Annotated in this window: 22 protein-coding genes; 17 read left to right on the forward strand and 5 right to left on the reverse strand. The window is 74.8% G+C overall.

What is annotated here, in order from left to right; genetic code table 11:
* The first annotated feature begins 3 nt into the window (after nucleotides 1–3).
* From Ae505Ps2_RS15560 to Ae505Ps2_RS15570, 3 genes are read left to right on the forward strand one after another with little or no spacing between them, the layout of a single operon-like run.
* Nucleotides 4–870, forward strand: coding sequence for a cytochrome c (locus Ae505Ps2_RS15560; RefSeq protein WP_075307264.1), 867 nt, complete (start codon nucleotides 4–6; stop codon nucleotides 868–870).
* Nucleotides 867–2,003 carry a Rieske 2Fe-2S domain-containing protein gene (locus tag Ae505Ps2_RS15565; RefSeq protein WP_043279663.1) on the forward strand — a complete coding sequence of 379 codons (1,137 nt, stop codon included), beginning with the start codon at nucleotides 867–869 and terminating at the stop codon, nucleotides 2,001–2,003. The genes Ae505Ps2_RS15560 and Ae505Ps2_RS15565 overlap by 4 nt, the downstream gene beginning before the upstream one ends.
* Nucleotides 2,000–3,715: a ubiquinol-cytochrome c reductase cytochrome b subunit gene (locus Ae505Ps2_RS15570; protein WP_075553737.1), complete on the forward strand. Its 1,716-nt coding sequence runs from the start codon at nucleotides 2,000–2,002 to the stop codon at nucleotides 3,713–3,715. Before Ae505Ps2_RS15565 ends, Ae505Ps2_RS15570 begins: the two co-directional genes overlap by 4 nt.
* Before the next feature lie 99 nt (nucleotides 3,716–3,814).
* Here Ae505Ps2_RS15570 and Ae505Ps2_RS15575 read toward each other — a convergent pair whose 3' ends face one another.
* Entirely contained in the window at nucleotides 3,815–5,560 is a 1,746-nt protein-coding gene (locus Ae505Ps2_RS15575; RefSeq protein WP_075307260.1) for a DEDD exonuclease domain-containing protein, read from the reverse strand.
* Between the two features lie 148 nt (nucleotides 5,561–5,708).
* Between Ae505Ps2_RS15575 and Ae505Ps2_RS15580 the strand changes: the two genes are divergently transcribed.
* Nucleotides 5,709–7,202: an NYN domain-containing protein gene (locus Ae505Ps2_RS15580; RefSeq protein WP_075553738.1), complete on the forward strand. Its 1,494-nt coding sequence runs from the start codon at nucleotides 5,709–5,711 to the stop codon at nucleotides 7,200–7,202.
* A 4-nt stretch (nucleotides 7,203–7,206) separates the two neighbouring features.
* On the opposite strand, the gene Ae505Ps2_RS15585 is transcribed toward Ae505Ps2_RS15580, so the two are convergent.
* Nucleotides 7,207–7,536 (reverse strand): hypothetical protein, encoded by a 330-nt coding sequence (locus tag Ae505Ps2_RS15585; protein WP_075307256.1) that lies wholly within the window; start codon nucleotides 7,534–7,536, stop codon nucleotides 7,207–7,209.
* 397 nt (nucleotides 7,537–7,933) lie between these two features.
* Between Ae505Ps2_RS15585 and Ae505Ps2_RS15590 the strand changes: the two genes are divergently transcribed.
* Entirely contained in the window at nucleotides 7,934–9,076 is a 1,143-nt protein-coding gene (locus Ae505Ps2_RS15590) for a glycosyltransferase family 4 protein (RefSeq protein WP_075307254.1), read from the forward strand.
* A gap of 43 nt (nucleotides 9,077–9,119) precedes the next feature.
* On the opposite strand, the gene Ae505Ps2_RS15595 is transcribed toward Ae505Ps2_RS15590, so the two are convergent.
* Nucleotides 9,120–10,964, reverse strand: a complete 1,845-nt coding sequence (locus Ae505Ps2_RS15595) for an AMP-dependent synthetase/ligase (protein ID WP_075307252.1) — start codon at nucleotides 10,962–10,964, stop codon at nucleotides 9,120–9,122.
* A 207-nt stretch (nucleotides 10,965–11,171) separates the two neighbouring features.
* Between Ae505Ps2_RS15595 and Ae505Ps2_RS15600 the strand changes: the two genes are divergently transcribed.
* The 6 genes from Ae505Ps2_RS15600 to Ae505Ps2_RS15625 are packed head-to-tail and all read left to right on the forward strand — an operon-like array spanning nucleotide 11,172 to nucleotide 15,506.
* Nucleotides 11,172–11,588 (forward strand): polyketide cyclase / dehydrase and lipid transport, encoded by a 417-nt coding sequence (locus tag Ae505Ps2_RS15600; protein ID WP_075312037.1) that lies wholly within the window; start codon nucleotides 11,172–11,174, stop codon nucleotides 11,586–11,588.
* A 2-nt stretch (nucleotides 11,589–11,590) separates the two neighbouring features.
* Complete coding sequence (locus tag Ae505Ps2_RS15605; protein WP_075333595.1) at nucleotides 11,591–12,385, forward strand: metallophosphoesterase; 795 nt, start codon at nucleotides 11,591–11,593, stop codon at nucleotides 12,383–12,385.
* A gap of 20 nt (nucleotides 12,386–12,405) precedes the next feature.
* The gene (locus Ae505Ps2_RS15610) at nucleotides 12,406–12,843 is read left to right on the forward strand and encodes an SRPBCC family protein (RefSeq protein WP_020623841.1); all 438 of its coding nucleotides are present in this window, start codon (nucleotides 12,406–12,408) and stop codon (nucleotides 12,841–12,843) included.
* Between the two features lie 43 nt (nucleotides 12,844–12,886).
* A complete protein-coding gene (locus Ae505Ps2_RS15615; protein ID WP_075333594.1) occupies nucleotides 12,887–14,134 on the forward strand; it encodes an ArsA family ATPase in 1,248 nt (415 codons plus the stop codon).
* Complete coding sequence (locus Ae505Ps2_RS15620; protein WP_075307246.1) at nucleotides 14,131–14,523, forward strand: hypothetical protein; 393 nt, start codon at nucleotides 14,131–14,133, stop codon at nucleotides 14,521–14,523. The genes Ae505Ps2_RS15615 and Ae505Ps2_RS15620 overlap by 4 nt, the downstream gene beginning before the upstream one ends.
* Nucleotides 14,520–15,506, forward strand: a complete 987-nt coding sequence (locus Ae505Ps2_RS15625; protein WP_075307244.1) for an ROK family protein — start codon at nucleotides 14,520–14,522, stop codon at nucleotides 15,504–15,506. The genes Ae505Ps2_RS15620 and Ae505Ps2_RS15625 overlap by 4 nt, the downstream gene beginning before the upstream one ends.
* Nucleotides 15,507–15,509: 3 nt before the next feature.
* Here Ae505Ps2_RS15625 and Ae505Ps2_RS15630 read toward each other — a convergent pair whose 3' ends face one another.
* A complete protein-coding gene (locus Ae505Ps2_RS15630; RefSeq protein ID WP_075307242.1) occupies nucleotides 15,510–16,010 on the reverse strand; it encodes a hypothetical protein in 501 nt (166 codons plus the stop codon).
* Between the two features lie 186 nt (nucleotides 16,011–16,196).
* Here Ae505Ps2_RS15630 and Ae505Ps2_RS15635 point away from each other — a divergent pair, with 186 nt between their 5' ends.
* Genes Ae505Ps2_RS15635 through Ae505Ps2_RS15645 form a run of 3 tightly spaced genes read left to right on the forward strand, consistent with a single transcriptional unit; the run spans nucleotide 16,197 to nucleotide 18,911 of the window.
* The gene (locus tag Ae505Ps2_RS15635) at nucleotides 16,197–16,952 is read left to right on the forward strand and encodes a lysophospholipid acyltransferase family protein (protein WP_020626437.1); all 756 of its coding nucleotides are present in this window, start codon (nucleotides 16,197–16,199) and stop codon (nucleotides 16,950–16,952) included.
* 26 nt (nucleotides 16,953–16,978) lie between these two features.
* The gene (locus tag Ae505Ps2_RS15640) at nucleotides 16,979–17,479 is read left to right on the forward strand and encodes a polyadenylate-specific 3'-exoribonuclease AS (RefSeq protein ID WP_020626438.1); all 501 of its coding nucleotides are present in this window, start codon (nucleotides 16,979–16,981) and stop codon (nucleotides 17,477–17,479) included.
* Nucleotides 17,480–17,507: 28 nt separating this feature from the next.
* Nucleotides 17,508–18,911 carry a class II 3-deoxy-7-phosphoheptulonate synthase gene (locus Ae505Ps2_RS15645; RefSeq protein ID WP_020626439.1) on the forward strand — a complete coding sequence of 468 codons (1,404 nt, stop codon included), beginning with the start codon at nucleotides 17,508–17,510 and terminating at the stop codon, nucleotides 18,909–18,911.
* Between the two features lie 126 nt (nucleotides 18,912–19,037).
* Here the strand turns inward: Ae505Ps2_RS15645 and Ae505Ps2_RS15650 are convergent, their stop codons facing one another.
* The gene (locus Ae505Ps2_RS15650; RefSeq protein WP_075307240.1) at nucleotides 19,038–20,054 is read right to left on the reverse strand and encodes a LacI family DNA-binding transcriptional regulator; all 1,017 of its coding nucleotides are present in this window, start codon (nucleotides 20,052–20,054) and stop codon (nucleotides 19,038–19,040) included.
* Nucleotides 20,055–20,171: 117 nt separating this feature from the next.
* Here Ae505Ps2_RS15650 and Ae505Ps2_RS15655 point away from each other — a divergent pair, with 117 nt between their 5' ends.
* The 3 genes from Ae505Ps2_RS15655 to Ae505Ps2_RS15665 are packed head-to-tail and all read left to right on the forward strand — an operon-like array spanning nucleotide 20,172 to nucleotide 23,430.
* A complete protein-coding gene (locus tag Ae505Ps2_RS15655; protein ID WP_075307238.1) occupies nucleotides 20,172–21,149 on the forward strand; it encodes a nucleoside hydrolase in 978 nt (325 codons plus the stop codon).
* Complete coding sequence (locus Ae505Ps2_RS15660) at nucleotides 21,146–22,570, forward strand: MFS transporter (RefSeq protein WP_075307236.1); 1,425 nt, start codon at nucleotides 21,146–21,148, stop codon at nucleotides 22,568–22,570. Before Ae505Ps2_RS15655 ends, Ae505Ps2_RS15660 begins: the two co-directional genes overlap by 4 nt.
* Nucleotides 22,567–23,430, forward strand: coding sequence for a ribokinase (locus tag Ae505Ps2_RS15665; protein WP_075307234.1), 864 nt, complete (start codon nucleotides 22,567–22,569; stop codon nucleotides 23,428–23,430). The genes Ae505Ps2_RS15660 and Ae505Ps2_RS15665 overlap by 4 nt, the downstream gene beginning before the upstream one ends.
* The last annotated feature ends 148 nt before the right edge of the window (nucleotides 23,431–23,578 follow it).

The raw sequence follows: 23,578 nt of genomic DNA on the forward strand, positions 1-23,578 counted from the left end.
GCGATGACCGAGAACCAGAACCCACCACCGGTCGAACGGCCGGACGAGAAGGCCGGGGGCCGCACCCGTCCGCACGGCAAGGTGAAGCGCCGCATCGCCGGCGCCCTCGCCATCGGGCTGGGCCTGCTGTCCGTCGGTTTCCTCTACGCCGCCTTCGCGCCGCAGCCGCAGGTCGCCCAGGCCCAGCAGGACACCGCGCTGATCGCCAAGGGCGAGCAGCTCTACAACAACACCTGCATCACGTGCCACGGCGCGAACCTGCAGGGTGTCCAGGAGCGCGGCCCGAGCCTGATCGGCGTCGGCGACGCCGCGGTCTACTTCCAGGTGTCCTCGGGGCGTATGCCGATGGCGCGCCAGGAGGCCCAGGCCGCCCGCAAGCACCCGCTGCCGATCTTCGACCCGGAGACCCAGGAGGGTCGGGCGAACCTCGAGGCGCTGGGCGCGTTCGTGCAGGCCAACGGCGGCGGGCCGGTCACCCCGGCCGCGACCGGCGAGGCCCTGCGCGGCGACGACCCGGGCCGTGGTGGCGTGCTGTACCGGCTGAACTGCGCCTCGTGCCACAACTTCACCGGCGTCGGCGGCGCGCTGTCGTCCGGCAAGTACGCTCCCGCGCTCGAGCCGGCCAGCGAGGAGCAGATCTACACCGCGATGCAGACCGGCCCGCAGAACATGCCGCGCTTCTCCGACCAGCAGCTCACGCCGCAGGAGAAGCAGGACATCATCGCGTACATCAAGTCGGTGAACCACGCCAACGACCCGGGCGGCTACTCGCTGCTGGGTCTCGGTCCGACGGCCGAGGGTGTCTTCATCTTCGCCGTCGTGATGTCCGGTCTGGTCGGGTTCGCCATCTGGTTGGGGGCGAAGAGTTGAGCAGCGAAGTCAGCACCGGGTCGGACCGTCGTCCGACCAAGGAGGAGCTCGACGAGATGTCGCCCGAGCAGCTGGCCCGTCTGGCCGGCGAGCTCGACGAGGTCGAGGTCGTGCACAACACGCCGGCGTTCCCGATCCCGGGGACCCGCGCGGAGAAGCGCGCCGAGCGTTCGGTCGCGCTGTGGTTCATCATCTCGGCGATCTCCATGATCGCCTTCGTGGTCGCGTTCATCGCGTGGCCGTGGGAGTACGTCAACGTCGGCGAGCCCGGCCACGCGCTCTACAACCTCTACACCCCGGTCATCGGCTTCACCTTCGGGTTCGCGGTGCTCTCCATCGGCATCGCGGTCATCCAGATGGTGAAGAAGCTCTTCCCGGACGAGACCTCGGTCCAGCAGCGCCACGACGGCCCGTCCACCGACGTCGACCGCGCCACCTTCCTGGCCCAGGTCGCCGACGCGGGCAAGGGCACGACGATCGGCCGTCGCAAGCTGATCATCCGCAGCGCCGGGCTGGCGGCGGCCGTCGCCGGTATCGGCACCGGCGTCGTCGCGCTCGGCGGCATCATCCGGAACCCGTGGGCCGAGGGTGAGAACGCCCCGCTGTGGCACACCGGCTGGCGTCCGGAGAACGGCGAGACGGTCTACCTGCGCACCGACACCGGCATCCTCTCCGAGATCGCCCGCGTGCGACCCGAGGACATGGAGCCGGGCGCGATGATGACGGTCTTCCCGTACCGCGAGAGCGAGCGGGGCAACGAGGAGGAGCTGCTGCACGCGCAGCGCGCCTCGGACGCGCCGGTCATGCTCATCCGTCTCCGCCCCGGGACCGAGGTCACGAAGCGCCCCGGTCAGGAGAACTTCAACTACGGTGACTTCTACGCCTGGTCGAAGGTCTGCACCCACCTCGGATGCCCGACCTCGCTGTTCCAGGCGCAGGACAACCGCATTCTCTGCCCGTGCCACCAGTCGCAGTTCCTGGCCACCCAGGATGCCGAGCCCGTCTTCGGGCCGGCCGCCCGGCCGTTGCCTCAGCTGCCGATCACGGTGAACGAGGAGGGCTTCTTCGTCGCCCGCAGCGACTTCGTGGAGCCCGTCGGACCCGCGTTCTGGGAGAGGCCGAAGACGACATGAGTTCGATCACGACACCCACCACCTCCTCAGGGGGCCTCGCGGCCAAGGGCGGCGAAGCACTCGACCAGGCGGACCAGCGCTACCACGCGGCCGCGGGTCTGCGGAAGCAGTTCAACAAGGTCTTCCCGACCCACTGGTCGTTCATGCTGGGCGAGATCGCCCTGTACAGCTTCATCATCGTGCTGCTGTCGGGCACCTACCTGGCGCTGTTCTTCGACCCCTCCATGCAGGAGGTCGCCTACAACGGGCCGTACGACCCGCTGCGCGGCGTGCACATGTCGCGTGCCTACGAGTCCGCCCTGGAGATCTCGCTCGAGGTCCGCGGCGGGCTGTTCATGCGCCAGCTGCACCACTGGGCGGCGCTGCTGTTCGTCGCGGCGATGATCATCCACATGTTCCGGGTGTTCTTCACCGGAGCGTTCCGCAAGCCGCGCGAGGCCAACTGGACCATCGGGATCGTGCTGATCCTGCTGGGCACCTTCGCCGGCTTCACCGGCTACTCCCTGCCGGACGACCTGCTCTCCGGTGTGGGTCTGCGCATCGCCTCGGGCATCACGCTGACCGTGCCGATCATGGGCACCTGGGTGCACTGGGCGCTGTTCGGCGGCGAGTTCCCCGGGACCGAGATCATCCCGCGGCTCTACATCATCCACGTGCTGATCCTGCCCGGGATCATCCTCGCGCTGATCGCCGTGCACCTCGGGCTGGTGTGGTACCAGAAGCACACCCAGTTCCCCGGCCCCGGCCGGACCGAGAACAACGTCGTCGGCGTGCGGATCATGCCGCAGTTCGCGGCGAAGGGCGGCGCGTTCTTCTTCGTCGTCGCCGGTGTGCTGGCGCTGATCTCGGGGCTGTTCCAGATGAACCCCATCTGGCACCTCGGCCCGTACGACGCCTCGCACATCTCCGCCGGGTCGCAGCCGGACTTCTACATGCTGTGGTCCGAGGGCATGGGCCGGATCTTCCCGCCGTGGGAGTTCTACCTGTTCGGGACGTACACGATCCCGGCGGCGTTCATCCCCACCGCGGGCTTCCTGCCGGTGCTGTTCGTGCTCGCGGGTGCCTACCCGTCGATCGAGCGGCGCTTCACCGGCGACGAGGCGATCCACAACCTGCTGCAGCGCCCGCGCGACGTGCCGGTCCGGACCGCGCTCGGCGCCATGGCGATCTCGTTCTACCTGTGGCTCGTGATGTGCGGGTTCAACGACTGGATCTCGTACTTCTTCCACATCTCGCTGAACGCGACGACGTGGGCCGGCCGCATCGGTCTGCTCGTCGTGCCGCCGATCGTGTACTGGGTGGCCTACCGCTGGTGCATCGGTCTGCAGCGGTCGGACCGCGCGGTGCTGGAGCACGGCATCGAGACGGGCATCATCAAGCGGCTCCCGCACGGCGAGTTCATCGAGGTGCACCAGCCGCTGGGCGGCGTCGACGCGCACGGCCACGCCATCCCGCTGGAGTACCAGGGCGCCTCGGTGCCCAAGCGGATGAACCAGCTGGGCTCGGCGGGTGAGCCGGTCTCCGGTTCGCTGCTCACGCCCGACCCGGTCGAGGAGTCCCGTGCGCTGGCCGCGGCCCGCCACGAGGCCCACGAGCGCGAGCTCGAGGAGTCGCGCCAGCGTCACGAGGCGCGGGCGGAGCTCGAGTCCGGGCACGGTGAGCTCGCGGGCCGCCCGGACGACGGTGGTCGTCCGCAGCAGCCGCGCGACTGAGCACGGCCCGGGCCCCGGCCCGGAAGCACTCCACGGCGGCCCCGCCGGAGACCCGGTCTCCGGCGGGGCCGCCGTCGTGCGTGCGGTCTCCGTGCGACCTCAGACCCCGGCCGGTTCGTCGGGGGAGCGGTCACCGGTGCGGTGCGAGGCCTCCCGGGCCCGCTCGGCCCAGGTGCGCCAGGCGCCCCCGCCCCACGCCGGCTCCGCCCACGGCGGGTCGCAGTGCACCAGCCGGGTCCCGCCGCTGGTGAGCCAGCGGTGCAGGATCCGGACCTCCTCCGACGGGGCCCCGCGCAGCGGCCCGTCGCCCGGCAGGACCGTCTGCGCGCCGGCCCGCAGCGCCTCGACGACCGGCATCGGCCGCACCCCGCGCGGCGCGGTGCCCGCCGCGGCGAGCCGCCCGTGCCGCAGCACGGCGAGCTCCCAGCCGCCCCTGCCGTCGGGCCGGGCGCCGACCAGCTCGTCGATCCCCGCGAGCGCGGCCAGGGTGGTGCCCCGGTCGACCCCGGCGGCCAGCGTGGCCAGCCGGTCCCGGGCCCGTGCGGCGGCCTCGTAGCGCCCGCCCTCGGACCGGTCGTCGACCTCGGCGGCCAGCACCCGCAGCGGGCCGTCGTCCCTGCCCGCGACGAGGTGACCCCAGGCGTGCACGGCGGGCGCGTAGTCCTCGGCCGGCTGCAGACCGGCGCACGGCGCGGCGCAGCGGCCCAGCTCGTGCAGCGCACACGGTGTCGCCGACGGGTTCCGGGCCGGGATGCGGATCGTGCACCGGCGCAGCGGCAGCGCGTCCAGCGCCGCGTCGAGCACGTCGGTCGCGGCCCGCTGCGACCCGAACGGGCCCAGGGCGCCCGCCCGCGGGGTGGCGACGACCGACAGCCGCGGGAACGCCTCCGCCGTCGGCACCACCCAGTAGGCCCGGCCGGGGTTGCGCGAGCGCCGGTTGTACGGCGGGCGGTGCGCGGCGATGAGGGCCAGCTCGCGCACCGAGGCCTCCAGGGCGTGCGCGCAGACCACCGTGTCGACCTTCTCGGCCCGGGCGAGCATGTCCCGGACCCGGCGGCGCTTCTCCCCGGCGGTGAAGTACGACCGCACCCGCCGGTGCAGGTCACCGCTGGTGCCCACGTAGAGCACCTGGCCGTCGCCGCCGCGGAACAGGTACACCCCGGGCGCGGAGGGCACGTCGTTCGCCAGGTGCCTGCGGCGGCGCTGGGTGGTGGTGGGCCGGTGCGGGGCCCGGTCCCGCACGAGCTGCAGCAGCTCCTCCAGGCTCTGCACGCCCAGGTTCCCGATCCGCTCCAGCAGGTGGTGCAGCACCTCGACGGTCGCCCTGGCGTCGGTCAGCGCCCGGTGGTCCGGGGTGGTGGCACATCCGAAGTGCCGGGCCAGGACGCCCAGCTTCACGCTGGGGCACTCGGCGTGCGGCAGCACGGCACGGGCGAGCCGGGCGGTGCACAGGACCGGGGGGCCGGGCCAGGGACGGTCGAGGCGCTCGCAGGCGGCCTTGAGGAACCCGGCGTCGAACGGGGCGTTGTGCGCCACCAGGACCGAGCCGCGGAGCATGTCCAGCACCGACGGCAGGACCGCCCCCAGCGGCGGTGCGCCGTGCAGCATCGCCGTGGTGATGCCGGTCAGGCGGGTGATGTCGGCCGGGATCCGCACGCCCGGATCGACCAGGGTGCCGAGCTCGGAGACCCGGCTGCCGCCGCGGACGGCGACGGCGCCGACCTCGGTGATCGCGTCGGTCCGGTGGCTGCCGCCGGTCGTCTCCAGGTCCACCACGCAGAAGGTGACGTCGCGCAGCGGCGTGCCCAGCTCGTCGAAGGTGAGCTGCGGGGAGCAGGAGGTCACGCCCGCACCGTAGCCGTCGGGTCCGACAGTATGTTCGAACGCCCGGCCGGGACCCGGGCGGGCGCGGCGCCGCCACCGATCGGGCACGCCCCGTACGGGGACGGCCGCGCCGACGGCGGTCCGGGGCGGGCGGGGATAACCTGGAGAGATGGCGCACGACGACACGGAGCGACCGGAGCCCACGCGCTCCGGGCCGCCGTCGTGCGCCGAGGACGGTACCCGTGACGGGGAGGGCCCCGGCGGACCGGCCGCGGGCGACTGGCCGGAGCTGCCCGCCCCGCTGCGGGCCCGGCTCGCGGAGATCGCGGGCACCGCGCTGGGCGGCCTGCCGCCCGGGGAGGTCCCCACCCCGCTGCGCCGCTTCGCCCGGTTCACCCCCGCCAAGCGGGCCCGCCTCGGCGGGCAGGTGCTGGTGGCCCGGCTCCAGCACGACGCGGCGTTCCGGGCCGCGGTGGTGGCCTGGTGGGCCGAGAACCGGCCCGGTGAGCTGGAGCTTCCCGAGACCTCCACGCCACGGCCCACCGACGACCCGTCCCCGGACGGGACCGGCGCGCCCGCCGGCGACGCCGGAGCCGCGGAAGGGGCCGGGCCGCTGCCCGCGCCCGTCGACAAGCTCGATGCGGCCGCGGTCGCGCTGCTCACCGCCGACCCGCTCGCGGACCGGCGGGTCGCCGAGGTGGGACAGACCGCGGACCTGGCGAACCTGCGCGCCGAGCGCGACGAGGCACTGGCCAAGGTCGACAAGCTCACCGCCGAGCTCGAACGGGCCCGGGCCGAGCTGGTCGAGGAACAGGAGCGGGCCCGCATGCTCGTCGGTGAGCGGGAGACCGAGTACCAGCAGATGCGCCGCCGGGTCAGCGACCAGGGCGCCCGGCTGCGTGCCGCACTCGAGGCCCGCAGCGAGCTGGAGGCGGAGGTCGCGCGGCTGCGCGGCGGCGTCGACGAGGAACTCGCGCGGGCCCGCGCCGAGACCGCCGCCGAGCGCGAGCGCGCCGACCGGGAACGCCGCAGGGCCGAGGCCGCGGCCGGTCAGGTCGCCGCCGCCCGCCAGGCCGCCCGCGAGGCCCGTCGCGGCGACGAGGTGCGCCTGGAGCTGCTGCTCGACACCGTCAGCGGCGCGATCTCGGGCCTGCGCCGCGAGCTCGACGTCGGCGCGGGCGGACCGCGGCCGGCGGACCTGGTCGCGGGCACGGGCGACCGCGCGGCGGGCGCACGCGCCGCGGCACCCGTCGACGGGCTGGCCGCGCTGGACGCGCTGCTGAGCGTGCCGTCGGTGCACCTCATCGTCGACGGCTACAACGTCAGCAAGACCGGCTACCCGGACCTGCCGCTGGCCGACCAGCGCTCCCGGCTGGTGGCCCAGCTCAGCGCCCTGGGCGCCCGCACCGGGGCCGAGATCACCGTGGTGTTCGACGGCGCCGCGGTGATCGCCGCGCCGGTGCGCGGCAGCCGCGGGGTACGGGTGCTGTTCAGCGACGCCGGGGTGATCGCCGACGACGTCGTCCGCGACCTCGTCGCCGCCGAACCGGCGGGCAGGCCGCTGCTGGTGGCGACCTCGGACCAGGAACTCGTGCGCTCGGTGCGCCGCCGGGGCGCGCACACCGTGGCGTCCGCCGTGCTGCTGCGCCGCCTCGGCGGCTGACCGGTCACCCCACGTCACGGTGCCGGGTCCGGCGCCCGGCCGGCGGGACCACCGGCATCGGCAGCGTGGTGCGTGCCGGCGCGCCCGGCTCGACCAGGCGCAGGTGCGGGATGAGGCCGCCCTCGGCCAGCACCTGCAACGCCCGGCGCTCCGGCTCGGCGAACTCCACCGGGGCCCCGGCCGTGGCCACGCTCGTGTCCACCGAGCCGGCCGCCAGGTCGACGGGGAGATAGGGGATCGGTCGGTCGTCCTCCGGGACCTCCAGCAGCACTCCGATGACGCAGTCACCGCACGCGGCACCGCGGACCTCGCAGCGATCGCAGTCGACGATCATGGCTCCTCCTTCGTCGGACCCGAGGTGGTCGAGTACCGCGGACGCTAGGGGAGGGGTCCGACAGAATGGCCGCGCCGGAGAAATGCCGGGCCGGACCGTCACCGCGGGCGGCCGCACTCGTTCACCTGAACAGCACGACATCCTCACCAGCTGTCCCGTCGAACGACCGGCACCACTCCTGCGGAGCAGCGCCACGCCGGCGGGCCAACGCTCCGGTCACGCAGCGGTGAGGACGCGGAACTCGTCCGCTCCCCGGAGTGTCGCCCGGCGGCCCGCATCCCCGACGCGCCGTGCGCGTGCGGAGCCGCCGTCCCGACCCCGCCGCTCCGACCCCGCTGCCCGGTCCGCCGGTGACCACCGGGGGCCGCCGCCCCGTCGGGGACTAGCGTCGCCGATCGTGGCGCGCACGCTGCTGGTGACCAACGACTTCCCGCCCCGCCCCGGCGGCATCCAGTCCTACCTGTCCGACCTCGCCCGCGCGCTCCCGCCGGAGACCCTCGCCGTCCACGCCCCCGCCTGGCGCGGCGACGCCGCCCACGACGCCACGCTGCCGTTCCCCGTGCACCGGCACCGGTCGTCGCTGATGCTGCCGGTCCCCGAGGTCGCCCGGCGCGCCGCGGAGCTGGCCCGCGAGCACGACGCCCGGACCGTCTGGTTCGGCGCGGCCGCGCCGCTGGGGCTGCTCGGCCCGTACCTGCGCCGCCACGCGGGGGTGGAGCGGGTCGTCGCCACCACGCACGGCCACGAGGTCGGCTGGTCGATGCTGCCCGGCGCGCGTCGGGCGCTGCGCCGGATCGGCCGGGACGCCGACGTCGTCACCACGGTCTCGCGCTGGACCCGCAGCCGGCTCGCCGGTGCGCTCGGCCCGGACGCGGCCGTCGAGGTCCTGCCGCCGCCGGTGGACACCGTGCGCTTCGCGCCCGACCCGGCCGCCCGCGCCGCGGTCCGGGCCCGCTACCGGCTCGGGGACGCGCCGGTGGTGTCGTGTGTGTCCCGGCTGGTGCCGCGCAAGGGGCAGGACGTGCTGGTCGCGGCGCTGCCGAGGATCCGCGCGCGGGTGCCGGGCGCCCGGCTGCTGCTCGTCGGCGGCGGGCCCTACCGGGACCGGCTGCGCGCACTGGCGGCCCGGGCCGGGGTCGCCGACGCCGTGGTGTCCACCGGCGGGGTGCCGGCCGCCGAGCTCGCCGCGCACCACGCCGCCGGGGACGTGTTCGCCCTGCCGTGCCGCACCCACCTGGGCGGGCTCGACGTCGAGGGGCTGGGGATCGCGCTGCTGGAGGCCGCGGCGTCGGGACTGCCCGTCGTCGCGGGGGACTCCGGCGGAGCACCGGAGACCGTCGAGGACGGCGTGACCGGCCACGTCGTGGCGGGACGGGACGTCGCCGCCGTCGCCGACCGGGTCGCGGACCTGCTCGCCGATCCCGCCCGCGCGACGGCGATGGGTCGCGCCGGGCGGGCCCGCGTCCGTCGGCTCTGGGGCGGACCGTCGTCGGCGGCGCGGCTGCACGGCTTCCTGACCGGCGACGACGGGCCGCGCTGAGCGCGCGACCCGTCGGCGCCGGGAGGAGGGCGTCGGTGGAGGGTCAGCCCTTGTCGGCGGTGGTCCCCGCGTAGAGCGCCTCGATCTCGTCGGAGTAGGACTCCACGACGACCTTGCGCTTGACCTTCATCGTCGGCGTCAGCTCGCCGCCCGCCTCGCTGAAGTCGTGCGGCAGGATCGTGAACTTGCGGATCTGCTCGGCCCGCGAGACGGCCTGGTTGGCGTCCTCGACCGCGGCCGCGATCTCGCCGCGCAGCTCCGGATCGTCGACGAGGTCGGCGGCCGAGCTCCCGTCGCCGGCGGGCTTGCCGTTGCGTTCGCGCCAGCCCGGTAGGGCGTCCGGGTCGATCGTGACCAGCGCGGAGATGAACGGCTTCTGGTCGCCGATCACGATGCACTGCCCGACCAACGGGTGCGCCCGCAGGCGGTCCTCGAGCACGGCCGGGGCCACGTTCTTGCCGCCCGCGGTGACGATGATCTCCTTCTTGCGGCCGGTGATCGTGAGGAAGCCGCCGTCGTCGAGCTCACCGATGTCGCCGGAGTGGAACCAGCCGTCGGACTCCAGGGCCTCGGCCGAGGCCTCCTCGTTGTCCCAGTAGCCGCGGAAGACGATGTCGCCGCGCAGCATGATCTCGCCGTCGGAGGCGATCCGGACCGCGCAGCCGGGCACCGGGCGCCCGACCGAGCCGACCCGCTGGGCGTCGAGGGTGTTCAGGGTGATGCCCGCGGTGGTCTCGGTCAGGCCGTAGCCCTCCAGGACCGGCAGGCCGATGCCGCGGAAGAAGTGGCCCAGCCGCGCACCCAGCGGCGCCGATCCCGACACCGCCGCCTTGACGTTCCCGCCGACGGCGGCGCGCAGCTTGCCGTACACGAGCTTGTCGAACAACGCGTGCCGGGCCTTGAGCAGCAGCCCCGGGCCGCCCGCGTCGAGCGCCTCGGAGTAGGCGATCGCGGTGTCGGCGGCGGCGTCGAAGATCTTCCCCTTGCCGTCGTTGTGCGCCTTGAGCCGGGCCCCGTTGTAGACCTTCTCGAACACCCGCGGCACGGCGAGCAGGAAGGTCGGCCGGAACTCCGCCAGGTCGGGCAGCAGGTTCTTGACGTCGGGGGTGTGCCCGACGACGGTGCGGGTGGCCAGGCAGCCGCACTGGATGGCCTTGCCGAACACGTGCGCGAGCGGCAGGAACAGCAGCACCGAGTCGCCCGGCTCGAACAGGTGCGGGATCGTCGCGGCGATCGTCCGGATCTCGGAGAGCATGTTGCGGTGGGTGAGCTCGCAGCCCTTGGGCCGGCCGGTCGTGCCCGAGGTGTAGATCAGAGTGCACAGGTCGTCCGCGCGCACCGCGCCCCGGCGCTCGTGGACCACGGCGTCCGGGGTGTCCGAGCCCAGGCCGCGCAGCTGCTCCACCGCCGAGGGGGCGTCCGGCGCCGACCCGGCGGGCTCGATCTGCCACACGGTGCGCAGCGACGGCAGGTCCCCGCGGACCTTCTCCAGCGCCGCGGCGTGGTCGGCGGTCTCGACGACGATCCCGACCGCGCCGGAGTTCGACACGATCCAGGAGATCTGGTCCGGCGAGGAGGTCTCGTAGATCGGGACGGTGACCCCGCCCGCGGCGAGGATCGCGTAGTCGAACAGGGTCCACTCGTAGCGGGTCCGCGACAGCAGCGCGACCCGGTCCCCGGCCTGCACACCAGCGGCGATCAGCCCGGCCGCGACCCGGGTGACCTGCTCGGCGAACTCGGCCGCGGTCACCTCCGACCAGGTCCCGTCCGTGGCCTTGCGGCGGTAGAGCACGTCCGACGGGTGCTGCGCGGCATTGTCGAACACGGCGTCCGAGAGCGATTCCTCGTCTCCCACTGACACCGCGGCGGGAACGCTGTACTCACGCACGGGGATCGACCTCCTGGCGGCCTCGACAGGCTGAGAACACGGTCGCCGCGACGGCTGCGGCGACACCTTCCGGCAGAACTTACCGGAGAGTAGGACGTGCGTACATCGAACCGGACATACCGGATCCACGAGCTGATCCGCCGGTCCGGCCCGGCCCGCGACGGTACCCGTGACCGGGGCCGTCGCACGGGGTGGCACGCTGACCCGGTGCCCGCGATCGACGTGATCGACGAGACCTTCCTGGCCGTGCCCCGCGAGCGGGTCGCGGCGGAGTTCGCCGACCCGGCCCGGTGGCCGTCGTACTGGCCCGACCTGCGCCCCGAGGTCGCACACGACCGCGGACCGGCCGGGCTGCGCTGGACCGTGACCGGCGCGCTGGTGGGGACCATGGAGGTCTGGTGCGAGCCGGAGGGCGACGGCACCGTCCTGCACTTCTTCCTGCGCGCGGACCCGGACGGTGCGCCGTCCGGCGGGCGGCTGCGCCGCCGCCGGTGGCTGCGCGCCGAGTCCGACCGGCGGCACCGCGCGTTCAAGGCGCACGCCTTCGCGCTCAAGCGCCGGCTGGAGGACGGACGCCCGGCCGGCGTCGCGCCGTCGGCGTACCGGCCGGACGGGACGGCCTGAGCGTGCGGCTGCACGTCGTCACCGACGTCCACGGCGCCACCACGCCGCTCGCCCGCGCCGCCGAGGGCGCCGACGGCGTGCTCGTGCTCGGCGACCTGCTGGAGTTCATCGACTACCGCGACCCGGCCAACGGGATCATCTCCCGGCTGCTCGGGGCGGAGGTGGCCGCCGAGTTCGGCCGGATGCGCCGGATCGGGGCACCGCGCACGCAGATGCTGGGCCTGCTGGAGCGTTCCTGGGCCCGGTTCACCGACCCGGCGGCCGCCGTCGCCGAGGCCGTCGCCGCCCAGTACGCCGAGGTCTTCGGGGTACTGGGCGGGCTCGGGGTGCCGGTGTGGGCGATCCCCGGCAACGTCGACGTCCCCGACGCCTGGCCCGAGACCGAGGGCGTCACCCGCGCCGACGGACGGGTGGTCGAGATCGGTGGCCGCCGGTTCGGCTTCCTCGGCGGGGTGCCGCTGCCGCCCGGGGTCGACCCGCGCCGCACCGGCCCCTGGCAGCCGCACTTCGTGTCCCACGAGGACTGGACCGCCCGCCTGGACGCGCTCGGCCCGGCCGACGTGCTGTGCACCCACGTCCCGCCGGCGCTCCCGGGCCTGACCTACGACGTCGTCACCCGCCGCGCCGAGATCGCCAGTGCCCCGCTGGCCGCGCGGATCCGGGCCGAGCAGCCCTCGCACGCGCTGTTCGGCCACGTGCACCAGCCGCTGCGCCGCCGTACCCGGGTCGGCCGCACCGAGTGCGTCAACGCCGGACACTTCCGTGCGCACGGCACGCCCTACGTGCTCCGGTTCTGACCACCGGATAGCCTCCCGCCATGGCCGACGCGACCTCGTCCTCGATCCACATCGACGCCCCGCCGGAGCGGGTCATGGCGGTGATCGCGGACTTCGCGTCCTACCCCGAGTGGACCGACCAGATCACCAGCGTCGAGATCCTCGACGCCGGTGCCGACGGCCGCGCCCGCCAGGTCCGCTTCGCGATGGACGCCGGGGCCATCAAGGACACCTACACCCTCGACTACGACTGGGCCGCCGACGACCGCTCGGTGTCGTGGACGCTGGTCAAGGGCGGCATCCAGCGCGCCCAGGACGGCGCGTACCGGCTGGTCGGCGACGCAGGCGGCACCACCGTCACCTACGAGCTCAGCGTCGAGGTCAACTTCCCGATGATCGGGATGCTCCGTCGCAAGGCGGAGAAAGTGATCATCGACGCGGCCCTGAAGGGGCTCAAGCGCCGCGTCGAGAAGGGCTGAGCCGGTCGGCGGCGACCCGGACACGATCGTTAGGCTCCGCGCTGTGCGTGTGGTGCTCTTCACCGGCAAGGGCGGGGTCGGCAAGACGACCCTGGCCGCCGCGACGGCCGCGCACGTCGCCGGGACCGGGCGGTCGGCGCTGGTCGTGTCCACCGACCCGGCGCACTCCCTCGGCGACGCGCTGGACGCCGAGCTGGGCGCCGATCCCACCGAGGTCACCGACAACCTGTGGGGCGCCCACATCGAGGCCCGGCACCTGCTCGAGGGCGCCTGGGGGGACCTGCAGGGGCACCTGCGCACGATGCTCGCCGGGGCCGGGGTGGACGAGCTCGTCGCCGACGAGCTGACCGTGCTGCCCGGCGTCGAGGACCTGCTCGCGCTCGTCGAGGTGCAGCGCTTCGCCGACTCCGGCCGCTTCGACGTCGTCGTCGTCGACTGCGGGCCGACTGCGGAGACGCTGCGGCTGCTCACCCTGCCCGAGGCGCTGTCGGGTTACCTGGAGCGGCTGTTCCCCGCACACCGGCGCGCCGTGCGCGGTCTGGTCGCCGGACTCGCCGGCGCGAAGGCCGACGGCGCGGGCTGGGAGCGCACCGTCGACGCGCTCGGTGTGCTGGCCGAGCAGCTGCGCGGCCTGCGCGGCCTGCTCGCGGACCGCTCCCGCACCTCGATCCGGCTGGTGCTGACCCCGGAGCGGGTCGTCGCGGCCGAGACCCGCCGGACCCTGACCGCGCTCGCCCTGCACGAGCTGCGGGTCGACGGGCTGCTGGCGAACCGGGTGATGCCGGGCCCGCCGCCGTCGCTGCGCGGGCCCGCCGCCCGCTGGCTGCGCGAACGTGCCGCCGAGCAGCAGTCCGTGCTCGCCGAGCTGGGCGAGCTCGGCGCGGACGTGCCGGTGACGGCCGTCCGCTACACCGCCGCCGAGCCGACCGGCGTCGCCGCACTGCGCGAGCTGGCCCACTCCGTCTACGGCGACGACGACCCCGCGGGCACGGCCGACGACGCCCCGTCGCGGCCGCTGATGGAGCTCCGGCGCACCGCCGGTCACGGGGTCTCCGCCGACACCGAGTTCGAGCTCGACGTGGCGCTGCCCGGCGCCCAGGACGCGCCGCTGGACCTCGCCCGGGTCGGCGACGACATGGTCGTCGGCATCGGGTTCTCCCGGCGCGTGGTCTCGCTGCCGTCGGTGCTGCGCCGCTGCGAGGCCACCGGCGCCCGGCTGGAGGGCCACGGCTCCGACGCCCGCCTGGTGATCTCCTTCGTCCCCGACCCGGGCACCTGGATGACCTCGTGAGCGGCCGCGGCACCCAGGGCGGCACCCAGGGCGGCACCCACTGCGGCACCCACGGCGCGATCCCGGAGGACCTGCGGGTCACCGCGGTGGCGCTGCTCGACCGGCTGCGCACCGCCACCGAGGCCATGTCGGACTCGCTGCAGGCCACGGGCGTCGACCCCGGCCCCGGCGCCGCGGGCTCCTGCACCGCCTGTCCGGTGTGCGCGCTGATCGCCGTCGTCCGGGGGGAGCGCTCGGAGCTGGTCACCCGGCTCGCCGACCACGCCACCGGGCTGCTCGCCGTGCTCGTCGCGCTGTTGGAGGAGGCCGCCCCGCCCGCGCGCCGGGAGTCCCGCCGGCCGCAGGGCAGCGGTCGCTCCGTCCAGCGGATCGTGGTGCACCGGACATGAGCCCCCGGATGTCCGACGTCCGCACCATCGGGGTGGACGTCGGGGGTACCAGCGTGCGCGCGGGCGTCGTCGACGCCGAGGGCGGGATCCTCGACACCGCCTCCGCACCGACCCCACGCACCGACGACACGCTGGAGGCCGCCATCGCCGGCGCGGTCGAGGAGCTGCGGCGCCGGCACACCGTCGCCGCCGTCGGGCTCGCGCTCGCCGGGTTCGTCGACGCCCCGCGCGGGCTGGTCCGCTACGCCCCGCACCTGTCCTGGCGCGACGCCCCGGTCGCCGAGCGGATCGGCGCCCGGCTCGGGGGGATCCCGGTCGTCGTGGAGCACGACGCGAACTCCGCCGCGCTCGCCGAACGCCGCTACGGCGCCGCGGCGGGCGCGTCGGTGGCGCTGGTCATCGCGCTGGGCACCGGGATCGGCGGTGCCCTGCTGCTCGACGGCGAGCTGTACCGCGGCGCGCACGGCGTCGCGCCCGAGCTCGGGCACCTGCGGGTCGTCCCGGAGGGGCGAGCCTGCCCGTGCGGCAAGCGCGGCTGCTGGGAGCGCTACTGCAGCGGGACCGCGCTCGGCGCCACCGCGCTGGAGATGCTCTCGGGCGGCGACGTGCCCGGCCCGTCCGGCCTGGCCCGGGAGGCCGCCGTCGACCCGGGGCGGATCACCGGCAAACGGGTCGCCGCCGCCGCCCGCGAGGGCGACCCGGTCGCCCGCGCCGCCCTCGACGACATGGGGCGCTGGCTGGGGGAGGGGCTCTCGCTCGTCGCGGACGTCTTCGACCCGGACCTCGTGGTGATCGCCGGCGGGGTGTCGGCGTCGGCGCCCCTGTTCCTCGACGCCGCCCGCGAGCACTACGCCCGCATCCTCACCGGCGCGGGCAACCGGCCGCTGGCCCGGATCCGGACCGCGCAGCTCGGCGCGGCCGCCGCCGTCGTGGGCGCGGCGACGCTGGCCCGGGAGAGCCTGCGGGCCGACGCCCGGCGCTGAGCGCTACAGCCGCGAGCCGTCGTCCCAGGGGTCGGGGCCCTCGTCGGTGTCCGGGCTCCACAGCCGCAGCAACAACCAGCCCAGCCCGGCCGCGATGAGCACCAGCCCCAGCGGCAGCGGCCAGGTCCCGCCGACGCCGACCAGCCCCGGCGCGACGCACAGCAGCAGCCCCACCGCGATCAGTCCGCCACCCACGACGGCCGGGGGGCCCGGCCGCGGCAGTGGCGGCGGCTCCGGCGGGTGGTAGTGGTCCTCCGGGTCGGCGTCGGCCCCGCCTCCCGGGGGCGGGACCGCGGGGCCCGGCCGGTGCACGGGGCGGTCCGCCGCGGTGCCCGTGGCGTCGCCGGTGTCGCCGCTGTCGGTGCGGTCCGCACGGTCGGCCCGCTCGACGGGCTCGGCGGGCCAGTCCGGCACCGAGCCCTCGTCGCGCCAGGCGGAGACGATCGCGTCGAAGTCGTCGTCGGGCCGGTCCTCGCGGTCACGCGCGGGGTCTGCGGAACTCATACCGGTCCGTCCCTCCCCGCTCGCGGCGGCTCCCATCCTGTCACGGCCGGTGTCCCGCCCGACACCGCCCACGGGCCCGCGCGGGCCACCGCGGGGCGCGCCCGACCACGGTGACCACAGCCCCGTTGTGAGGAGGTGTCGACGCTCCGTAGGCTGTCGCCGAAGTCGGTAGGGAGGCAGCGCAGGGTGCTGTACTGGTGGTCCAAGTTCGTGCTGCTCGGCCCGTTGATGAGGCTGTTCTGCCGGCCGGAGGTGCGCGGCGCCGAGAACGTGCCCGCCGGCTCCGGCGCGATCCTCGCCAGCAACCACCTCGCGGTGGCCGACTCCTTCTTCCTGCCGCTGATGCTGCCGCGGCGGGTGACCTTCCTCGCCAAGCGCGAGTACTTCACCGAGCCCGGGATCCGCGGCTGGTTCAAGAAGCAGTTCTTCACCGGCGTCGGGCAGGTCCCGGTGGACCGGTCCGGTGGGTCCGCGGCGCGCGCCGCGATGGACACCGCGGTGCGGCTGCTGAACGAGGGCAAGCTGCTCGGCATCTACCCGGAGGGCACCCGTTCGCCCGACGGGCGGCTCTACAAGGGCAAGACCGGCGTCGCCCGGATGGCGCTGGAGGCCGGCGTGCCGGTCATCCCGGTCGCCATGGTGGGGACCGACAAGGTCAACCCCATCGGCTCGAAGATGTGGCGCCCGCGCAAGGTGCGGATCGTGATCGGCGAGCCGCTGGACTTCTCCCGCTACGAGGGCATGGCGGGGGACCGGTTCATCGAGCGCTCCATGACCGACGAGATCATGTACGCGCTGATGGAGCTGTCCGGGCAGACCTACGTCGACCTGTACGCGGCGTCGGTCAAGGAGAAGGCCGCGGCCGGTGCGCCGCCGCCGGCCCCGTCGCGCCAGAGCCTGCCGCGGCCGGACGCGAACGTGCCCGACTCCCGCGCCTCCTGACCGGCTCCGGTAGACAGGACGGCACCATGCGCTTCTTCTACGACACCGAGTTCATCGAGGACGGCACGACGATCGACCTGGTGTCGATCGGGATCGTCGGCGAGGACGGCCGCGAGTTCTACGCCGTGTCCACCGAGTTCGACCCGGACCGGGCGGGCAAGTGGGTGCGGGCCAACGTCCTGCCCAAGCTGCCCCCGCCCAGCGACCGGGCCTGGATGTCGCGGGCCCGGATGCGTGAGGAGATCCTCGACTTCTGCACCGGTGCGCCCGGCGACGTCGAGCTGTGGGCCTGGATCGCCGCCTACGACCACGTGGCGCTGTGCCAGCTGTGGGGCGCGATGCCCGCGTTGCCGCGCCCGATCCCGCGCTTCACCCGCGAGCTGCGCCAGCGGTGGGAGGACGCGGGCCGCCCGGCACTGCCCCCGCCGCCCGCCGAGGCGCACGACGCGCTCGCCGACGCCCGGCACAACCTGCGGCGCTGGGAAGTGATCGCCGAGACCCTCGCGACGGGGGCCGCGCCCCGGTAGGGATCGGCCGCGGCCTAGGCTGGACCACGTGAACTGGTCCGTCGACGCGCCGATCGACGTCCTCCCGGAGCTGCCGCCGCTGCCCGCGGACCTGCGCTCCGCGCTGGACGACGCGCTCTCCCGCCCCGCCGCCCAGCAGCCCGAGTGGCCCGACCCGTCGCAGGTGGGCGACGTGCGGAAGGTCCTCGAGTCCGTCCCGCCGGTGGTGCTGCCGCCCGAGGTCGACCGGCTGCAGTCCCGGCTCGCCGACGTCGCGAACGGCGAGGCGTTCCTGCTGCAGGGCGGCGACTGCGCCGAGACCTTCGTCGACAACACCGAGCCGCACATCCGGGCGACGATCCGCACGCTGCTGCAGATGGCCGTCGTCCTGACCTACGGTGCCTCGATGCCGGTGGTCAAGGTCGGCCGGATCGCCGGGCAGTACGCCAAGCCGCGCAGCTCCCCGATCGACGCGGCCGGGCTGCCGTCCTACCGCGGGGACATCGTCAACGGCCTCGCTCCGGACCCGCAGGGCCGGATCCCGGACCCGTCGCGCATGGTGCGTGCCTACGCGAACGCCTCCGCGGCGATGAACCTGGTCCGCGGCCTGACCGCGACCGGGCTCGCCGACCTGTCCAAGGTGCACGACTGGAACAAGGACTTCGTCCGCACCTCCGCCGCGGGCGTGCGCTACGAGGCCGTCGCCGCCGAGATCGACCGCGCGGTCCGCTTCATGGACGCCTGCGGGGTGCGCGACCACAACCTGCACCAGGTCGAGTTCTACGCCAGCCACGAGGCGCTGCTGCTGGACTACGAGCGCGCCATGCTGCGCCTGGACCTCGAGCGCGACCCCACCGGCGGGGAGGCCCCGAAGCTCTACGACCTGTCGACGCACTTCCTCTGGATCGGGGAGCGGACCCGCCAGCTCGACGGCGCGCACGTCGCGTTCGCGGAGCTGCTGGCCAACCCGATCGGCATGAAGATCGGCCCGACGACGACGCCCGACCAGGCCGTCGAGTACGTTGAGCGGCTCGACCCGCACAACCGCCCCGGCCGGCTGTCGCTCATCTCCCGGATGGGCAACGACAAGGTCCGCGACGTGCTCCCGGCGATCGTCGAGAAGGTCACCGCCTCGGGGCACAAGGTCATCTGGCAGTGCGACCCGATGCACGGCAACACCCACGAGGCCTCGACCGGCTACAAGACCCGGCACTTCGACCGGATCGTCGACGAGGTGCAGGGCTTCTTCGAGGTGCACCGCTCGCTCGGCACCCACCCCGGCGGCATCCACGTCGAGGTCACCGGCGAGGACGTCACCGAGTGCCTCGGCGGTGCGCAGCGGATCTCCGACACCGACCTCGCCGGCCGGTACGAGACCGCCTGCGACCCGCGGCTGAACACCCAGCAGAGCCTGGAGCTGGCGTTCCTCGTCGCGGAGATGCTGCGCGGCTGACCTGCCGTCCTCGATCAGTACCCGTCGATCAGTACCTCAGCGCTGTTCCGGCCGGTCCGGACCGCGCTCAAGTACTGATCGACGGGAAGCGGGCCGCCCGCATCCCGACGCGCGGGGCGCCCGGGATCAGGCGCCGGTGCTGGCCCGGGCCGCCAGGCGCGACGGCAGGCGGGGGGCGACGCCGTAGCCGTCGGCGCCGGCGAGCACCCCGGCCAGGCGCTGCGCGGCGGCCCGGCCGAGCTCCTCGGCGGGCAGCGCCACGCTCGTCAGCGCCGGCGCCGTCACCTGCGAGTACGGCAGATCGTCGAACCCGGCGACGGCGATGTCCCCCGGCACGTCCAGCCCGAGCCGGTGCGCGGCGGCGAGGACGCCGTAGGCCATCGTGTCCGCCGCCGCGACGACCGCGGTCGCCCCGCCCGCCCGCCAGCGCGGCAGTGCCTCGGCGCTGACGTCGGCGGCCGAGTCGAGGGTCAGCCCGGCCCGGGTGCCGTCGTCGAGGACCCGCAGGCCGTGCTCGGCGGCGACCCGGGACAGCAGCTCGCGGCGCACGGTGAAGGTGGCCGAGGGCGTCGACCCCTCCAGGTAGGCGATCGTCGTGTGCCCGGCCGCGGCGAGGTGCGCGACCAGCGCGCGCACGCCCGGCTCCAGGTCGAAGGTCACCGTGGCCGCGCGGCTCTCGAAACCGGGGGCGTCCATCAGGACCATCGGCGGTCCGCCGGGCTCGAGGTCGTCGAGGAAGGTCGGCGACGGCGCGTGCACCAGCAGCCCGGCCGGCCGGAACGCCGCGACCCGGCGGACGTCGTCGGCGCCGGGCTGTTCGCCGCCCTCGATCACCGACAGCATCAGCGGGTGCCTGCTACCCAGCGCCGCCCGGATCCCGGTGGTGACCCGCCCGAAGTAGGGGTTGGGGAGATCGGGGGCGAGCAGCACGACGAGGTCGGTGGTACCGCGGGCGAGCGAGCTCGCCGCGTGGTCGACCACGTAGCCCAGCTCGTCGACCGCGGCCCGGACCCGGTCGGTGATCACCTCCGACACCCGCCCACGCGACTTGCCGTTCACCACCAGCGACACGGTGGACACGCTCGTCCCCGCCCGCCGGGCCACCATCGCCGCCGTCACCCGCCGGCCCACCGGTCCTGCCATTGGGCGAGCGTACCCGGACGCGCCACACATCAAGCGCTTGACGTCATGCGCTTGACCAGTCACAGTCGACACGTCCGGAGCCCCGGACGGCCGCGACGACGAGGTAGGACACCGGAGATGACCGAGAAGATCGTCCTGGACTGCGATCCGGGCCACGACGACGCGATCGCGCTGCTGCTCGCCCACGGCGACCCGCGGATCGAGCTGCTCGCCGTCACCACGGTCGTCGGGAACCAGACGCTGGACAAGGTGACGCGCAACGCACTGTCGGTCGCGACCCTGGCCGGGATCACCGGCGTGCCGTTCGCGGCCGGCGCCGACCGCCCGCTGCTGCGGGAGATCGCCGTCGCCGCCGACATCCACGGCGAGTCCGGGCTGGACGGCCCGGAGCTGCCCGCCCCGGCGTTCACCACGGTGGACACCCACGCCGTGGACCTCATCGTGGAGACCGTGCTCGCCCACGAGCCGGGCACGGTCACCCTCGTCCCCACCGGCGGTCTGACCAACATCGCGCTCGCCGCCCGGCGCGCACCCGAGATCGTCGGACGGGTCAAGCGGGTGGTGCTGATGGGCGGCGGCGTCGCCGTCGGCAACCGGACCCCGGTGGCCGAGTTCAACATCGCCATCGACCCCGAGGCCGCCGCGATCGTGTTCGAGGCGGGCTGGGAGGTGGTCATGGTCGGGCTCGACCTGACCCACCAGGCGCTGGCCGGTCCCGAGGTGCGCCGCGCGATCCGCGCCGTCGGGACCGGCCCGGCGCGCTTCGTCGACGAGCTGCTCGACTTCTTCGCCGCCACCTACCGCGACGTGCAGGGCTTCGACGCCCCGCCGGTGCACGACCCGTGCGCGGTCGCCCACGTCATCGACCCCACGATCGTCCGGGCGTTCCCGATGCCGATCGTCGTCGAGACGGCGGGTCGGCACACCACCGGGATGACGGTCGCCGACCGGCGCGGTCCGGCCCCGCAGGGGTGCCGCACCCACGCCGCGCTGGAGCTCGACCACGCCCGCTTCTGGGAGCTGGTCGTGGACGCGCTGCGCGCCATCGGCGACCCCGCGCCCGCCCTCCTCGCCGCGACGGAGCAGATCGCATGACCACCCCCGACCGCCGCCCGGTCGTCACGCTCGTCGTGGCGGTGCTGGCCGCCTGCGTGGCGTTCCAGCTCAACGCCTCCATGCTCAGCCCCGCGCTGGTCACCATGGCCCGTGAGCTGGGCACCGACGACGCCACCGTCGGCCTGTCCCAGACGATGTTCTTCACCCTTGCGGCGATGTTCTCGCTGTTCCTGCCGCGGCTGTCCGACATCGCGGGGCGCCGCAGGGTGCTGCTGGTGATGCTCGCGGTCATGCTGGTCGGCAGCGTCGTCGCCGCCCTCGCCGTCAGCGTGCCGATGCTGTTCGCCGGTCGGATCCTGCAGGGCATCACCGGGCCGGTCGTCCCGATCTGCCTGCTCATGCTGCGCAGCGAGATCGCCGACCCGCGCCGCTACGGGGTCGTGCTCGGGCTGATCACCGCCGTCAACGGCGGCGTCGCCGGTCTCGACGCGCTGCTCGGCGGCTGGCTGGCCACCCACCACGGCTTCCGCTCGATCTTCTGGGTCATCGCCGCGGTCACCGTCGTCGCGCTGGTGCTCGTCGCCGTGTGGGGTGTGGAGTCCCGCCCCTCGGAGGGCGCCCGGATGGACTGGCGCGGGGTCGTGCCGCTGGTCGTCGCGGTCGGTGCACTGCTGCTGGCCTTCGACGAGGCCGCCGCGCTGTCCGACGCGAGCTGGGGTCTGGTCGTCGGGTACGCGCTGCTCGCCGTCGTCGCCGCCGTGGTGTTCTGGCGGCTGCAGGGCCGCACCGCGCAGCCGCTCGTCGCACCCGAGGACCTGCGCCGGCGCGCGACCTGGGCCACACTCGGCACCACGCTGCTGACCATGACCGGCGTGTTCGCCGTGGTCAACGGCCTGGTCGCCTCGATCGCCCAGAACCCCACGGCCGGGTTCGGGCTCGGCGCGGACCTCACCGCGCTGGCGCTGCTCGCCCCCTACGCCCTGATCGGCTGGCTGGTCGGGCCGTTCGCCGGTCGGCTGGCCCCGGTGCTCGGCTACCGCACGGTGCTGCGGGTCGGGCTGGCCGGCAGCGTCGTCGCCACCGTGCTGCTGGCGGTGGTGGGGGTGCACTCGTTCCCGGTGCTGGTCGTCGCGACGCTGCTGCTCGGCATCACCTACGCCGGCATCGCCAACATCATGCTCAACGGCCTGGGTGTGCTGCTCTCGCCCGCCGACCGGCCCGGCATGCTCCCCGGGCTCAACGCCGGCGCGTTCAACCTGGGCGCCGGGATCAGCTTCGTGGTGCTGCCCGCGGTGCAGGTCGCCGTCGGCGGTGTCGAGCAGACCGGGGTCGGCGGCTACGCCGCGGGCATGGGCGTCGGGGCCGCGTGCACCGCGGGCGCGTTCGCGCTGTCGCTGCTCATCCCGCGTCCGGCCGCGGCCGAGACCGGCGCCGCACACGACGCGGTGGACGCCCGATGAGCCGGGTCCTGGTCGTCGGCTCGCTCAACGCGGACCTGGTGGTGCGCACCGAGCGCTTCCCCGGACCGGGGGAGACCGTGGCCGGGGAGGACCTGACGGTGGGCCCCGGCGGCAAGGGGGCCAACCAGGCCGTCGCCGCCGCCCGGCTCGGGGCCGGTGCCGGGGTCGGCGTGGGCATGGTCGGCGCGATCGGCGACGACGACCACGGCCGCACCGTGCGCGACGCCGTCGCCGCCGCGGGTGCCGACGTCGACCGGGTCGCGGTGCGGGCCGGCACGGCCACCGGCACCGCGGTCATCACCGTCGACGCCGCGGGCGACAACACGATCGTCGTCTCGCCGGGGGCCAACGCCACCCTGGGGCCGGAGGACCTGCCCGCCTTCGACGACGTCGCAGTGCTGACGCTGTGCCTGGAGATCCCCACCCCGACGGTGCTGGCCGCCGCCCGGGCCGCCCGCGCCGCCGGGACCACCGTGCTGCTCAACCTCTCGCCGTACGCCCCGGTGCCCCCGGAGCTGCTCGACGCCACCGATGTGCTCGTCGTCAACGAGCACGAGGCCGCGCTGCTGGGGGAGCACCCGGTGCCCCGGTCGGTGGTGACACGCGGGGCCGCGGGGTGCGAGGTCCACGACGCCGACCGCGATACGGTGTCCACAGTGGAAGCGATGCGGGTCGAGCCGGTGGACACCACCGGCTCGGGCGACGCGTTCCTCGCGGCCGTCGCCGTGCGGCTCGCCGCCGGGGACGACCTGGTCGACGCGGCCCGCTATGCCGTGCGCGCCGGTGCCCTCGCGGTGACCGTCGCCGGGGCGCAGCTGCCGCCCGTCGGCGACGACGAGCGCATCCGCTTCGGGCTGTAGGCCCCACGAACGCCGGTGTCCCGGCCGGACCGCCATCCGGCCGGGACACCGGTTCCCGTCCCGCCGGGTTCCGGGCCGCGGCCGGTGTCCACGCGGTGTGTCGCCCGGCCCGGAGCATCCGGCCTAGAGCACCCGTCGCGGAGCATCC

The sequence above is a fragment of the Pseudonocardia sp. Ae505_Ps2 genome (assembly GCF_001932425.1).
Classification (GTDB): domain Bacteria; phylum Actinomycetota; class Actinomycetes; order Mycobacteriales; family Pseudonocardiaceae; genus Pseudonocardia.